Source organism: Rossellomorea yichunensis, assembly GCF_032337515.1.
Taxonomy (GTDB): Bacteria; Bacillota; Bacilli; order Bacillales; family Bacillaceae_B; genus Rossellomorea; species Rossellomorea yichunensis.
The window spans coordinates 349,059-363,778 of record NZ_JAVYAD010000004.1 but is presented as its reverse complement, the minus strand read 5'-3'; the positions used below and the strand labels follow the sequence as shown (position 1 = coordinate 363,778).

The 14,720-nt window shown below is 46.0% G+C and carries 15 protein-coding genes; 7 read left to right on the top strand and 8 right to left on the bottom strand.

Going from position 1 to position 14,720, the window contains the following annotated elements; genetic code table 11:
- Positions 1–4 precede the first annotated feature (4 nt).
- Positions 5–466: a YusW family protein gene (locus RSX31_RS12840; protein ID WP_148994931.1), complete on the bottom strand. Its 462-nt coding sequence runs from the start codon at positions 464–466 to the stop codon at positions 5–7.
- A 134-nt stretch (positions 467–600) separates the two neighbouring features.
- Entirely contained in the window at positions 601–792 is a 192-nt protein-coding gene (locus tag RSX31_RS12835) for a hypothetical protein (protein WP_148967437.1), read from the bottom strand.
- A 276-nt stretch (positions 793–1,068) separates the two neighbouring features.
- Here RSX31_RS12835 and RSX31_RS12830 point away from each other — a divergent pair, with 276 nt between their 5' ends.
- The 3 genes from RSX31_RS12830 to RSX31_RS12820 are packed head-to-tail and all read left to right on the top strand — an operon-like array spanning position 1,069 to position 3,571.
- Positions 1,069–1,497: a DUF6526 family protein gene (locus tag RSX31_RS12830; protein WP_148994930.1), complete on the top strand. Its 429-nt coding sequence runs from the start codon at positions 1,069–1,071 to the stop codon at positions 1,495–1,497.
- Positions 1,498–1,556: 59 nt separating this feature from the next.
- Complete coding sequence (locus RSX31_RS12825; RefSeq protein WP_148967439.1) at positions 1,557–2,483, top strand: ABC transporter ATP-binding protein; 927 nt, start codon at positions 1,557–1,559, stop codon at positions 2,481–2,483.
- Complete coding sequence (locus tag RSX31_RS12820) at positions 2,480–3,571, top strand: ABC transporter permease (RefSeq protein WP_148994929.1); 1,092 nt, start codon at positions 2,480–2,482, stop codon at positions 3,569–3,571. Before RSX31_RS12825 ends, RSX31_RS12820 begins: the two co-directional genes overlap by 4 nt.
- A 39-nt stretch (positions 3,572–3,610) precedes the next feature.
- On the opposite strand, the gene RSX31_RS12815 is transcribed toward RSX31_RS12820, so the two are convergent.
- Positions 3,611–4,228 carry a sterol desaturase family protein gene (locus RSX31_RS12815; RefSeq protein ID WP_315634818.1) on the bottom strand — a complete coding sequence of 206 codons (618 nt, stop codon included), beginning with the start codon at positions 4,226–4,228 and terminating at the stop codon, positions 3,611–3,613.
- Positions 4,229–4,230: 2 nt separating this feature from the next.
- Positions 4,231–4,923 (bottom strand): GntR family transcriptional regulator, encoded by a 693-nt coding sequence (locus RSX31_RS12810; protein ID WP_315634947.1) that lies wholly within the window; start codon positions 4,921–4,923, stop codon positions 4,231–4,233.
- A gap of 230 nt (positions 4,924–5,153) precedes the next feature.
- On the opposite strand from RSX31_RS12810, the gene RSX31_RS12805 reads away from it, so the two are divergent.
- Entirely contained in the window at positions 5,154–6,194 is a 1,041-nt protein-coding gene (locus RSX31_RS12805; RefSeq protein ID WP_148994927.1) for a zinc-binding dehydrogenase, read from the top strand.
- 62 nt (positions 6,195–6,256) lie between these two features.
- On the opposite strand, the gene RSX31_RS12800 is transcribed toward RSX31_RS12805, so the two are convergent.
- The 4 genes from RSX31_RS12800 to RSX31_RS12785 all read right to left on the bottom strand — a co-directional run bounded on the left by RSX31_RS12800 (position 6,257) and on the right by RSX31_RS12785 (position 9,582).
- Entirely contained in the window at positions 6,257–7,018 is a 762-nt protein-coding gene (locus RSX31_RS12800; RefSeq protein WP_315634817.1) for a DUF3891 family protein, read from the bottom strand.
- A 152-nt stretch (positions 7,019–7,170) separates the two neighbouring features.
- Positions 7,171–7,635: a FixH family protein gene (locus tag RSX31_RS12795; RefSeq protein ID WP_315634816.1), complete on the bottom strand. Its 465-nt coding sequence runs from the start codon at positions 7,633–7,635 to the stop codon at positions 7,171–7,173.
- A 16-nt stretch (positions 7,636–7,651) separates the two neighbouring features.
- Positions 7,652–8,995, bottom strand: coding sequence for a PepSY-associated TM helix domain-containing protein (locus tag RSX31_RS12790; RefSeq protein ID WP_148994924.1), 1,344 nt, complete (start codon positions 8,993–8,995; stop codon positions 7,652–7,654).
- 17 nt (positions 8,996–9,012) lie between these two features.
- Complete coding sequence (locus RSX31_RS12785; RefSeq protein WP_315634815.1) at positions 9,013–9,582, bottom strand: DeoR family transcriptional regulator; 570 nt, start codon at positions 9,580–9,582, stop codon at positions 9,013–9,015.
- A gap of 434 nt (positions 9,583–10,016) precedes the next feature.
- Here RSX31_RS12785 and RSX31_RS12780 point away from each other — a divergent pair, with 434 nt between their 5' ends.
- The 3 genes from RSX31_RS12780 (at position 10,017) to RSX31_RS12770 (ending at position 14,716) form a co-directional block, all read left to right on the top strand.
- Positions 10,017–10,784: a 3-hydroxyacyl-CoA dehydrogenase gene (locus RSX31_RS12780; protein WP_148994922.1), complete on the top strand. Its 768-nt coding sequence runs from the start codon at positions 10,017–10,019 to the stop codon at positions 10,782–10,784.
- Between the two features lie 183 nt (positions 10,785–10,967).
- Entirely contained in the window at positions 10,968–13,016 is a 2,049-nt protein-coding gene (locus RSX31_RS12775; protein ID WP_315634814.1) for a sigma 54-interacting transcriptional regulator, read from the top strand.
- Between the two features lie 176 nt (positions 13,017–13,192).
- On the top strand, positions 13,193–14,716 hold the full coding sequence (locus RSX31_RS12770; RefSeq protein WP_315634813.1) for a class I adenylate-forming enzyme family protein: 1,524 nt from the start codon (positions 13,193–13,195) through the stop codon (positions 14,714–14,716).
- Positions 14,717–14,720 lie beyond the last annotated feature (4 nt).

Sequence of the window (14,720 nt, the reverse complement as noted above, 5' to 3'; positions counted from 1 at the left end):
GTGCTTACATTTCTCTGTATTCTTTTTCCGTCCCATCAGGGAATGTAATCTCCAGCTCGAACTTCTCATAGCCATCCTCAACTGAAAATGCTTCTTTCACTTGTTTGATGACCTCTTGTTCATCGGTATCCTGATCAAACGAGAAATCTTTGAAGATCGGGGTAAGCTTAGCCATCGCTTCATCAGAAGTCAAATTTTGATCATTAAGATCATCCTGATATTTTGCTTCCGTCGAGTCTTTCTCGTTCTCGTAATCCACGTCGATTGTTTTATTTTCCTTGTAATCAACCTCTAAATCAAAGTTCGCAAAAGTAAAAGCTTCATCTTTCGCTCCCTCATTATTATTGGCAGTGTCCTCAACTGGTGCATTTTCAGGAGGGTTCTTAACCTCTTCCTTGTCATTACAGCCGGCTAAAAGAACGAACGAGAACAGAACAGCGAAGATACATGTTGTTTTCCTATGCATACAATGACCTCCTTTATGATGATAAGGATAGTTTACCCAATTGTGGATAAATGAATCGTGTGCTTTCCTATTTCAACAAGAAAAAGGCATTGCACTCAGCAATGCCTTTCAAACACGAATTCTTCCTTATCAAATTACCGCCCGCCAGTCCAGAACTTCAAATGATTGGACTGCCCCTGGCAATAAGCATTATAACCCTCACTCTTGTGCGTATCATAGCAATCACCAGTAAGGTACCCTTGAGAAAAGTAAGTTTCTTTAATACTGCCCACGATAACCACCCCAGCCATGAAGGAAAGGGGAATCAGAACAAATAACCAAACCATTTTCGAAAACCTCCTTTTTTTATAAACCTTGTTAGGTAAAAGCAGGTGAACGTCCTGTAGGTGTTGCTTCTGCTACTATCTTACCATTATCATATGGAAAAATATAGATATTAATACTTGCGCAAAATGGGATTGCCAATAGGTCATGGATCTTGGTGGAATAAGGTTTAGATTTAGAAGGAATTGTAGATCACATACCGGAATAATATTCTTAGGTATGCTCTTTTTTGTTCCGGATCTAGGTTATAATGAATCTACAAACCTCAGGAGGTACATATGAAACAGCAAAACTATGAAAATCACAGTAAGATCGATCCAGCCTATCATGTTGGGATTGCCCTTTTATCCCTCATTACACTCATCCTTACGATTACGTTTTTCGTTAAAAATGTCGGGACAGAGACTTTGTTAAGCTTTGTTGTCCTGTTTGTTGTGTTGACGTTAATCCTCATAGGGGTAAAGCTAAGAACCTATGCTCTTCAGCTTCAGGATCGAATCATCCGCACGGAAGAAAGTTTCCGCTATTATCGTTTAACGGGAAAATCGCTGGATGCTTCGTTATCCCTGAAGCAGATGATTGCGCTCCGCTTTTCACCTGATGAAGAATTTCCAGGGCTAGTGGAAAGAGCAGTGACAGAGAAACTATCACCTAACGATATTAAAAAAGCTATACAAAATTGGCGTGCAGATCAACATCGCGTATAAACAACACAGAAGGACCGCTCACTATTGGGCGGTTACATTTTTGTAAAAGGAGGCTCGTTATGTCGAACGAAGTCATGGTGGATGTAAAAGATTTAGTGAAAAGGTATGGCTCCTTTACGGCAGTGAAGGGAGTGAAGTTCCAGGTGGAAAAGGGGGAGATCTTCGGATTGCTTGGTCCGAATGGGGCCGGGAAGACGACGACGATCGAGATGCTTGTGGGACTTCGGAAGCCGGATGAAGGGACGGCCGCACTTGCGGGATATGACGTACGGAAAGATGTGAACAAGGTGAAAGAGGTGATCGGGGTTCAGCTTCAGTCGACTTCTTTGTTTGAGTTGTTGAAGGTGGAGGAGATCCTTCATTTGTATGCGAGCTTTTACCCGAGTCATGTGGACATCAATCAATTGATCGAGGATATGCTCCTGACCGAGAAGCGGAAGGACCGGATCAAGGGTCTGTCGGGCGGGCAGAAGCAGCGGCTGGCGATTGCCCTGGCGCTGATTCATGATCCGGAGATTGTGTTTCTGGATGAACCAACGACGGGACTTGATCCCCAGGCGCGACGGACATTGTGGGACATTGTGCTGCGGTTGAAGGAGCGGGGGAAGACGGTGATTCTGTCCACGCACTATATGGATGAAGCCCATGTGCTTTGTGACCGGATCGGCATCATGGATCAAGGGGAATTGATCGCCCTTGACACACCGACGAATCTGGTGAAAACCCTGCAGTCAACGAGTACGATTGAATTCCATCTCAACAATCCACCTGAACAGGAGTGGTTCATGAGAATGGATGGAGTCGAGGAAGTGGCCATCAAGGACACGTTCGTCCAGCTCTACACGGATGAGCTTCAGCTGGCACTGACCTCCCTCATTTCCATATCGACGGAACATCATTTGAAAATCCAGGATCTCGAGACGCGTCAGGCGACATTAGAGGATGTCTTCATTCATATGACAGGAAGGAAGTTGCGGGAATCATGAGAGCTTATTGGCAGTTAACTTTGGCACAATTACGGATCTTTGGACGAAACAAGCAGGTCCTCTTCTTCACGTTACTCTTCCCGGTCATCCTGATGGTGGCACTCGGGTCATTTGCAGGCGGAGGGAATTCACTGTCTTTAACTGTAGGGGTGACCGACAGGGATGACACCGATGCATCGAAGGACTTAAAGGACTTATTTTATAAAAATGAGGGAATCGAGGCTACGAAATATGAGAGCGTGAAGTCGGGAAAAGAAGCCGTTGAAAATGGGGATATCCAGCTTCTGATCGAAATCCCGAAAGGATATGAAAAGAACCTGAAGGACGGGAACGAGGCTTCCTCCCTTCCTGTATACTATAACGAGAAAAACCTGACTACGTCAGAGCTTGGATTGACGGTGGTGAACGGAATCATCGATCAATACAGCAAGGATATGGTTGACTATAAGCCGTTAGTGACGGTCGAGAAAGTAGGAGTCGAGGCGCTGAACCTTCGATATGTTGATTTCCTTGTACCGGGTATTGTCGCCATGATGATCATGAGCAACAACATGAACGGGGTCGCAGGTCAAATTTCCGCCTGGCGTGAACGGGGGATCCTCCGGAGAATGCAGGGGACGAGATTGAAAGCATCCACGTTCATCGCGGCCCAGATCACGGCGCGCCTGATGCTGAACGGGACCCAGGCATTGCTCGTCGTCCTCATTGCCGATCTCATCTTTAACATCAACGTAGCAGGTTCGTGGCTTGCCATGATTTTCTTTATCATACTGGGAACCCTTGCGTTTATGGCACTCGGCTTTATCATCGCAGGCATGGCGAAGAACCCGGAAAGTGCGGGTCCGATTGCGGGATTCGTGACGTTTCCGATGCTGTTCCTTGGTGGCGTGTTCTTCCCGATCAACAATATGCCGGATCTTATCCAGCCGATCGTGAAGGTGCTGCCGATCGCTCATCTGAGTTCGGCGTTGCGGGAGACGATGAATCTTGGTACCCCTTTTTTGGAATTGGGTACGGAGACACTGATATTGGGTGCTTGGCTGGTTGGCGGGTTTGCGCTAGCTAGTTATGTGTTTAAGTGGGAGTAAGATAGAAAAGTCCAATCGGATCACCCGATTGGACTTTTTTCACGCCCTCTTCTCCAAATCCTTCGCAGTTTGACTCGTTTCTACATCCTTTTCATCCTTCAAGGTACCGAACAAAGCATCGACGAAAGGCGTGGACACCCCGTACCAGTAGTTTTCGTTTTTGTAATGGTGCAGGATATGTGTCTTTTTGAGCCATTTTCCGAATCGTGTTTTCGGCTTGAGGGGGCGATGGGCGACATAGTGCTTCCACTCGTAGACAAAGAACATGAACAGAATGCCGGTGGCAAAGGCAAGGGATGCTGAGATCGAGCCGCTCACGAAGTAAAATAGCAGACATAGGATGAACAGGCTCGGAGCACTGTACCAAATGGGTAAAAACAGAAGCTTCAGGTCATTCGGTTTTTTATGATGATCGTAATGCAGACGCTTAATCAATTTCAGAAGAAAAGCGTTCTTCGGCGACTTGATGTGGTAGACAAAGCGGTGGGTGAGGTATTCACTGAACATGTAGGCGATGATCCCAATCGCAAAAAATAAGAAGGCGGATAAGGAAAGCTCCATGGTCATTAAAAAGCCGACCACCACAAGAAAGATACCTAACATGACCAGAATATCAAAATGTAAGAAGAAATCACGATACAATCGATTCTCTTTCATCCTCAATTGCCCCCATTCATTTTTTGTTTCCACAATCGTAAGCTGGTTTCCATCATTTGTTTAATGAGGCGCACTGCCTGTTCGATGTCCCCTTTTAAGATGAGGGCCAACAGTTTTTCGTAATAGTCACGTGAAGCTTTGCGATGGTCCGGTTCGCAGAAATATTTCTCGGCCATCCTACTGTAGAAGTCTTTGAAGCTATTCAGGATGAGAAGATAGATGGGATTGGGCGACAGCATGGCGACACTCTGCTGCAGCTGCCAGTCGAAATCCGCATATGATCGTGCATCATCCTGTACCTCTTCAAGAGGGACAAAGAGTGAAATGACCTTGAGCCTGTGATGATGGATGGCATCCCTGAAATAGGTAGGGGTCAAAGAGATTCTAAGCTCGAGCATATGATGGATGAAGTCATCGGGTACTTCTTCCTGGTGCTCGAGGATATTCACGATCGTCATTAAATTCCCCTGCTTCCAATAATCATTCACAACCGCAGGCATCCCTTTCCGTCCCGCAATCCATCCGTCCCGTTCCAACCTCTGCAGTGCTTCCCGGATGGTGGGTCTTCCTACTTGAAAGCGGGTGGCCAATTCTCTTTCGGATTGCAGTGGTTCATGAACTTTAATGTGCCCTTCCAGTATGGATTGAATGAGTGTGCCGGCGATAATGTCTGATGAACGTTCTTTCACTGGAATGTCCCTCCTGTTGATTGGTAATACCAATTTTATACTTGGTATTACCATTATATGATCTTTTGCGGGAGATTTGTCAATCAATTCTGAAAATGATTCTGTTGCGTGAAATTCTTGAGGTTTCAGCCAAGTTTGCCCCAGGGAATATTATATAAATACTTATGAGTCTGCATGGTCGCTCAATAAGGGTATAAACTAACCATAAAGATTGAATAGAGGAGAGGGAGAGTATAATGAAAGCTGTTCAAGTTACCGGATATGGGGGAATCGACAAATTAGAAGTGGTTGATATTTCGACCCCGACTCCGGAAAAAGGTGAGGTCCTTGTAAAGGTCAAAGCATGTGCCATTAACAATACTGAAATTTGGATGAGGGAAGGGGCTTATGGAACAGAAGAGAAGTCAGGCTGGCGTCCGGAAGGCGTTCACTTCCCAAGAATTCCGGGATCGGATATAACGGGTGAAATCGTAGGGGTAGGTCCAGATGTTTCTGATACTTTGATAGGAAAGAATGTCGTTCTGTTTCCTTTCACTTCAAGCGGCATGGAGGGTTTCGAACACATTTCAGAGGATATGTCATTCATTGGCTCCGAATATGATGGAGGGTATGCCGAATACGTCGTTTGGCCGTCAGAACTCTGTTATGATATGCCTCTCCCTGCATATGAAGAAAGTGCCGTTTTTTCTGTCAGCGGATTGACTGCATGGCATATGGTGGAGCAGATCAAGGCTAAGCCGGGAGAAACGGTCGTCGTTACTGGTGCAAATGGAGGTGTGGGATCATTGAATGTTCAAATCGCCTCCAGAGTTTTTGGATCTAAGGTGATTGCGATTGTAGGTGACATGGGATTGGAAGATAAAATGAAAGAATTGGGGGCTACTCATGTATTATCCTACAAGTCCCAAACCCTTGCCGATGAAATAGTAGAAGTCAATGGAGGTCCGGTGGATTCTGTATTGGATGTAGTCGGGGATGCGTTGTTTGAGACATCCATAAGCGTTTTAAAGAATGGCGGGAAGTTTTGTATATCAGGCTCGGCTGGGGGACAGAAAACGGAACTCGATTTTAGGACCATTTATTTAAAACATATCACGTTATATGGATCGGTCCTGGGTACGAGAGACGAGTTTAGACGGATGCTTGATGCCATTTCTGCAGGTAAGATCAAACCGGTCATTGAACGTACCTTTCCTCTCGAAAAAGCGGGAGAAGCACAAACCTACTTCAAAAATTCAGGAAAACTGGGGAAGATCATTTTGCTTCCGGAAAAATAGTATGACACCAAACATGTGGACGGTTCTGATGCTTCCAAAGCAAAAGAACCGTCCATATGTATTTATTGATGAAAGAAAATCTTCTTTTCTTCCATATCACACTCTATATAAGCCTCAGCAATCCCCATCTCTTCAATCAATCCCCTTGTGACTACTTTGTACTGCAACGATACGTCGAAGTACATGTCAAAAGGATAAGGATCAAGGGTCACTTCATTTTCATTCACCCACCGGGACATGAGCGGCTGGTTTTCGGGATGAAACATTTCTGTATTCTGAAATCCATTTTTAAACCACGGATGCTCATCCTCTTTATCCGCGCCGGGCTCATTTAGACACAGATATAAGGACAGGTTATCCGAGAATTGCAGTAACCGGAAATGCTGCTGCAGTAATTCTTCATCAAGGTCAGGGAACGACTCCTTAAGTTTCATTTGTCTTCTGGCTTCTCCTGTTAAAAAAACGAGGCAGTCTTTATTTTTAGATTGGGAAAAGAAAGAAGAGAAGTGCAGGCTGCAGAGAAGACTCGCATACGTGTTTACTCTCTCAATCTCGTCCACCCCGATTTTATAGAATGCGAGCTTTGGCAGGAGGGGGTAGTCTGAAAAGGTGTAGGGGATTTTCTCCCTGTCATTCCAGATTGGTGTCTCGTCCAAACCAATCCAGCTGCGGTCGTGCTGATAGGCTGCATATAAGGCATCGTCAAAGAATGCATCTGATTTTAGTAGGGAAGGCTTGAAGTGCTTGATGAGTTCGCCTGATAAAAAGGCGTGGTCGTGCTGCCTGATCATGATAAATGAATCCTTGATTTCACGAATGATCATGATGGGTGGGCTCCTTTCTGTGGGCGTCTATGAATCCATTATAGCAAAGGTGTAGTCTATTACAGGAAAAATATGGGAGAAGTGATGAGGAGGTCAGTCTTTTCTTCAAATGATAAGACCGTAAGCAAGTATCTGCTTCCGGTCTATTGTCATCAATGGTGAGAATCATGATTTCCACTATCATCTGGAGTCTGCGCATTCAGGGCTTCGACATCAGCCTTGGATAGCTCACCGACAGCGAAAGGCAGGGTCGGCATGATGGTGGATCCGTTGTTTGCGGCATGGACCTTGATGTAATAGAGACCATCTTCCTTCAGCTTTTTGCTGAATGTATAATTCCCGTCTCCGGCATTATCGGCTTCCTCCATCTGATCATGGAAGGAGCCGTCACCTTTCCATATTTCGACATGGACAAAATCAGCATCATCGACGGATTGACTGTTTTGCGTGAGGGCAATCTTGATCGGCTCACTTCCCGAAAACGCTTCAGGCATGGTGATATCCGCCTGAAGCGGGGATTCCTGACGGTAAAGCCCGGCTGCATCCTCTTTCGGGGAACAGGCTCCGAGCATCATGCAGATGAGGATGAGCCCAATGTATTTCGTACGATTTTTCATGAAGTATCGTCCTTTCTTATTCCGCACCGAGGAATTTATTTAAATCCGGGATCCGTTTGATAACCAGCCAGTCAAGAAGCAAGATGACGATCAAGGAAGCTCCCACCAGAGGGAATAGGATACCCAAGACAATCATAAGAAGCAGAAAGAGCTTCATTTTCAAGATGCTTGGCGCTTTCGGTGCGCCCATTTCTTTTTTCGGTTTCCGCTTTAACCATAGATAGAATCCGCTCACAACCACCAGGATGATCCCTAGGCAAATGAAGAGACTGATCAATTGGTTGATGAAACCGAATTGTGTGCCGGTATGAAGGGTAATGCCCATGGCGACGACTTTCCCGCCGATACCGTAATGATCGAAGCGATAATCAGCCAGTACAGCTCCTGAATATTGATCAAGGTGCATGGTGACCTCATTCTGAGCTTTTGCTGGAAAGGCAGATAGTGTAAAGACGCCTTTCTCATCTCCAGGAATGTACACCGTGTAACTCGGGTCGATTCCTTCTCTGTCGGCGATGCTCACGACATCATTGATCGATACGGGAGTGTAGCCTTCGAGTGCCGATACAGGGACTTCAAGGTTTTCCGCTGCCCATGGGACGTCGGCGATTTCTTTTGTTTTCACAACGGACTGTGGTGCTTCTCCTGTCCAAATCGATGGAGGGTATCCGGCACCTGCATTCGTCATGAGATTTTGGAAGTTCGTTCCCCAGAAGCCCGACCAAGGCAAGCCTGTCATGATCAGGAACAGCATTCCCGCTGTAATCCAGAAAGCGGGTACAGCGTGAAGATCCCGGCGCAGGATGCTTTTTCCTTTACCGAAACGGGGGAAGAGCACTCCCGCCAGCTTGTCCTTCTTACGTGGAAACCATAGGAATAATCCTGTGACAATCAGAACGATGGCCCACGAGGCGACAAGCTCAACGATACGGTCTCCGATAGTTCCGGCCATCAGTTCCCCATGGAATTCCACTATTTTATCCATGATCCGGTCTTCAGGCTTTAACTCGCCAAGTGATTTTCCGGTGTAGGGATCCAGGAAGACAGTGGCCGACCCATCGTCGGTGCTGATACCGATTTCACTGGAGCGTTCGGGACTTTCTCCCGGACGATACTTGGTGATTTGTGCATCCGGGTGGAGTTTCTTCACTTCTTCGATTTGTTCAGAAGCAGGAAGTTTCTCCCCTTGTGCTTTCACTTCGTAATACTCTTTGTAAAGATTTTGTTCGATCTGTGGCTTGAATAGATAAATGGACCCCGTCACAGCCAGGATGAGCAAGAACGGGGAAATGATGATCCCGGCATAGAAATGCCATCTCCAAATCGTTTGATAAGGAGACATGTTCGATTTTTTACGCATAGTAGATTCCTCTTTTCTTAGTCATGACAGCAGTCTGAGCCTGACATTTCTTCTGAAATGACCACGATGGCCTCTTGAAAGCTGTGAAGATGCCCTCCAAATCCCGTTTGGAATTGACGGGCCTGTTTGTTCGATTCGAATGCGATTACCCGGGGCTGGCAGCAGTTCAGGTTTAAGTCGGCATCGATCAGGAAAGTGGCGGTCTTCCCACTTATCGTCATATCCGTTAAGAAATCACGACACATGATCTGCACGACCTCTCCCTGAATGTCCCCGTAACGGAGTAATCCACAGTGAGGACAGCAGGCCTGCTCGATCGTGTGATCTTTCTTCACTAATTGAACCGATCTTCTGGAAGTAGCCGGCTTCAGGCAATAAATACAGTTATTTGTGGGAATGGTTTGATCCTTGATGGTTGAAATGCCATTGGAGGTTTTGTGAACCCTGTTCTCTTCAAGGAGTGGCTTCAAGTCCCGATACACCGTCATTTCCGAAACTTCAAGGCGGGAGCTGATTTCCGATACACGAAGTGTCCCTTCCTCTTCCAGCCATGTTAAAATTTGTTGCTGTCTGTCGATGGGCAGCATAATCAACGTCCTTTCGAATGAAATCGCTTTATAGTTAAATAGTATGGAAGGATCATAGGTTATTCAAGAGAATGATTGTTGGTAAATGTGAAAAAATGTTGATTTGTAACACAATGGACAATTGGACTTCATATTTTTCACACAAATGGGTTTCTCGGCTTTCATTCTTGATAGAGAGGCATGAAGAAAACGTATTCTAATGGGATTTGGATCATAGAATTTGTAATTAATTTTGAAGGGTTCTGATCTTACTTCAATTCAGGTTTTTGCACGGATGGTACCAGGTTGTCATGTATTGTCACGAATGTTCAGTGTCCAATGTGTCCTTATTCTGGACAGTTTGGGACCTCCTCCCGTTATAAATACGGCCAAATCAAGCTTGGCACAATTCTTGCAATTTAAAAGTTGAATAGATAAAAAAGGGAGGCCATTCAATGAAAATCAGTGAATCAATCGCCATCGTGACAGGCGGAGCGTCAGGGCTAGGGGAAGCGACAGTGAGGCAGATCATCAAGGAGGGCGGGAGAGCAGCCATATTGGATTTATCCGATAAAAAAGGCCAATCGCTCGTGGAAGAACTGGGAGAAAGAAGTATGTTTGTCAGGACCGATGTAAGTAGTGAGGAGGAAGTTTCCCACGCTATTCAAAAAGCTGTGGAGTCTTTCGGAAGTATTAATACGGTTGTCAACTGTGCAGGCATCGCAATTGCATCCAAGCTGATATCACGAAAAGGCATTCATTCTCTCGATACGTTTTCGAAGGTGATATCGATTAACTTAATCGGCACATTCAATGTGATCCGATTGGCAACGGAACAAATGGTGAAGAATGAACCGGGCGAATTGGGTGAGAGGGGTGTCATCATCAATACGGCATCGGTTGCTGCATTTGAAGGACAGATCGGACAGGCAGCCTACAGTGCCTCGAAAGGTGGAGTCGTCGGAATGACCCTCCCGATCGCAAGGGAACTTGCTTCGTACGGTATCCGGGTGATGACGATCGCGCCAGGTTTGTTTCATACGCCAATGTTTGAATCGTTACCGGAGGAAGCAGTTGAATCACTTGGAAAAATGGTTCCATTCCCTAAGCGTCTGGGGCATCCTGATGAATATGCCCAATTGGTGGGAAGTATCCTGACAAACCCGATGCTGAACGGGGAGACCATCCGTCTAGACGGTGCCATTCGCATGCAGCCGAAATAATGGGATACTAAAAGTAGATAGATTGCGAGATCAGGGTTTCAAATCCTCTGATCTTTTTTGTTTTGCTTCCCATTATTTTTTCATTGTACCCAATAAGAAATTGAAGAAGTGACCTTTATTACCCAAAGCTTTATAATAAAAGTAACAGATTGAATTTTCAGACTTTAACAAAGGGGGATTGTAATGATTCAGTTCCGGGATATGGTCACGCCGGTCGATTGTGTGATGACGGAAGATACTACATTAAAAGACGCCATTCTTATCATAAAGGAAAAGAAGTGGAACCTCCTGCCGGTTACAGACAGTGATCGGAACCTTCAGGGTGTGTTCACACGCAGCGGATTATACCAAATGATCCTGGACCAGATGCCGCTTGGTACACCGATCAAAGCTTACATAAAAAAGGATACACGAACGATTCGGATAGATACGCCTTATCACGAAATCGAGGAGCTGGTGAAAACCAGCAAGGCGGGAACGGGGATTGTCCTTGATGAGGAAGGCAAAGTGATGGGATTACTGACCAAAACAGAAATGGTGATGACGTTATTGAAATCAGCCAATACCTTAAAGGATCAGCTGGAAACCATCTTGATGCATTCGGGTGTTGGCGTATTGATGACAGATGAACAGTTACAGATCATCTATGCTAATGAAGCGTTTTTGAAGATCACGGGACGCACCATCGACTCCATTCATTCTCACAATCTTCAGGAAGTATTTCCAGGCATGAAAATAGAAAACCATGGACATCACCATGATGAAACGTATCAATGCATCCTGCATATTTCGACCTATGAAACCGTGAACCATAAGCAAGGAAAAATCATTCTTTTCCAGGATATTTCTGAAATTGAAAAGATGGCTGAGGAGCTGCAAACGGTCAAAAAATTGAAGCTCACCATTGAAACGACATTAGAGCATGCGTACGATGGCATCTTGATGACGGATGAACGGAATACCATCACAATGGTGAGTCCACCATTACTTGAGCTTTTCAACCTCGAGAAGACAGAGGTGTTGCATCGGGATGTGGACAGTGTGCTGCCCCAGTTGAAGCTACGGAATGTCTTTAAGACGGAAACGGCTGAAATCAGTGATTTTTACGAAAGGCAAGGCATTAAATATATTGTGCACAGAATTCCGATCAAGAAGGATGGCAGGGTCATCGGGGCCATCGGGAAGGTGATGTTCCGTCAATTAAATGAGGTAAGCGAGTTGTTTAAGAGGCTGCAAAAGGCTGAAAACAAGGCAAGCTTCTACCACCAGCAGCTGCAAAAGTCCGAAGCAGCGCGGTTCACCTGGGATCACATACTCAGTGAATATCCTTATATGGAGAAATTAAAGAAAAGTGCGGCCAAAGCAGCGAAGGGCAGGTCGACTGTGCTGCTTAGAGGGGACAGCGGGACAGGAAAGGAATTGTTCGCCCATGCCATCCATAACAGCAGCGCCCGAAGCGAGGGCAAATTTGTCATTGTCAACTGTGCAGCGATCCCTGAGGATTTGCTTGAATCTGAGTTTTTCGGGTATGAGGAAGGTGCTTTTACTGGAGCGAAGCAGCGCGGAAAAGTCGGGAAATTTGACCTGGCCAATGGGGGAACGCTGTTTCTCGATGAAATCGGCGATATGTCGATTGCGCTTCAGGCCAAGTTGTTACGAGTTCTGCAGGAGCGTGAATTTTATCGGGTCGGGGGAAATGAACGCATCAAGGTAGATGTGCGGATCATTGCGGCAACCAATCGGAATCTGGAGAAAATGGTGAAGGAAGGGGAATTTCGGGAGGATCTCTACTACAGACTGAACGTCATCTCCTTGAATATTCCACCATTACGTGAACGTGCTCATGATGTGGAACATCTCACCCATAAGCTCATGATTGATCTCAATTCCATGCTTGGCACGAGCATCACCGGCATTTCTGCCCAAGCGAACACAGCGCTACTTCAATACGACTGGCCGGGAAATGTACGGGAACTTCGAAACGTACTTGAGCGTGCCATGACGTTTGCTGAGCATGGAAATATACAGGTGGAAGACCTTCCGGATTATCTGGTCTCGAAGGTTTCAGAACCACCGATGCCGACCGTCAGTCTTGCAGAGGATGCGGAACTTGGCGCTATTAAAAAAGCCCTGAATCAGTCAAATGGAAACAAAGCACAGGCAGCCAGGCTACTTGGGATCAGTCGTTCAGGATTGTATGAAAAACTGAAGAAGTACCAGCTGTCCGTATAGAACGGTTAAGCCGTTCGTAGAAACTGTCCAAATCAAGGTGTCCAATTTCTGGACACCTTGATTGCTATTCCATCGTATGATCCCTATGATTTCCGTTTTCTGAAAGTTGGCACAATTATTGCATAAATAAGAATGAATGCGTTTTCAAATATTTGATCAATAGGGGGAAATGGATAATGGATATCGGTTCTTATTTAGCACAAAATGCGAGAAAGAAGCCGGAGAAGCTGGCGGTTGTATGTGAAGGAAGAACTTATACGTATAAGCAGTTGAACGAAGAAGTGAATAAACTGGCCCATGGTCTTTTTGGTCTCGGGATCCGTAAAGGTGACAAGATGGCACTGATGATGAAGAATTCTGATCAGTTCGTGCTTGCTTTCTTTGCAGGTGCCAAGATCGGGGCGATGATCGTGCCTGTCAATTTCCGTCTGACGTCATCGGAGGTTCACTATATTTTCGAACAGTCCGAATCGGTTGTCGTCTTCTGTGACGAAGAATTCGAGGAGACCGTCACTTCTGCCAGGGAAGGTACACATGTCCTGCATGTGATTACAACGGGAACTCCGAAAACAGTGGGGCATCATTCATTCGACCGGGTGCCCGTTTCGAATACAGAGGATCCGTCAGTTCAAGTCAGAGACGATGATGATCTGGAAATCTTATATACATCCGGTACGACGGGAAGACCTAAAGGAGCCTTATTCGATCATAAGCGAGTATTCAATGTCGGGCTTACGATGATGATCAGCATGGGCATCAACGAGAAAGAGAACTTCCTTCATATTGCGCCGTTGTTCCATTCCGCCCAGCTGAATCTGTTCCTTCTCTCAGGGGTCGTACTGGGAGCGACCCATGTCATTCACAGGGATTTTCATCCGGTGAAGACCCTTGAAGCGATACAGGAGCATAAGATCACCCACTTCTTTGGGGTACCTGCCATGTATACCTTTATGCTCCAGGTGCCAAATGCCGCCGATTATGACCTGTCTTCGATTAAACGTTGTGGATATGGTGCAGCACCGATGGCCCCTGAGGTCGTCCGGAAGAGCATCGAATTGTTCAAGACAGACCAGTTTTATAATCTTTGCGGGTTGACGGAAGCGGGACCAGGGGGAATCCTGTTAGATCCGGAGGGCCATAAAACTCATCTCGGAAAAGGTGGAAAAGCCGCATTCTTGACCGAAGCGAGAGTGGTCAATGAGGAAGGGAAGGACATTACACCAGGTGTGGTCGGAGAGTTCATCCTTAAGGGTGAGTCGATCATGAAGGAATATTATAGGAAGCCCGAGGAAACGGGGAAAACCCTGAAGGATGGCTGGCTGTATACGGGGGATCTCGCGACCATTGATGAGGAAGGCTACATCACCCTAGTAGACCGGAAAAAGGACATGATCATTTCAGGCGGGGAAAATGTGTATTCCATCGAAGTCGAGGAAGTCCTTTATGAGCATCCTTCCGTGCTTGAGGCCGCAATCATCGGGCTTCCTGATGAAACGTGGGGAGAAGCCGTCTGTGCTGTCATCGTACCGAAACAGGGTGCAAGCATTGATGAACAGGAATTGAAAAGCTTCTGTCGTCAGAAGCTTGCAGGCTACAAGATTCCAAGAAGAATCTTTGTGGAAGAAGCCCTGCCGAGAAATGCTTCCGGGAAAATATTAAAATTTCAGCTGCGCCAGTCTCTAAACGGAGTCAAACAATAACTAA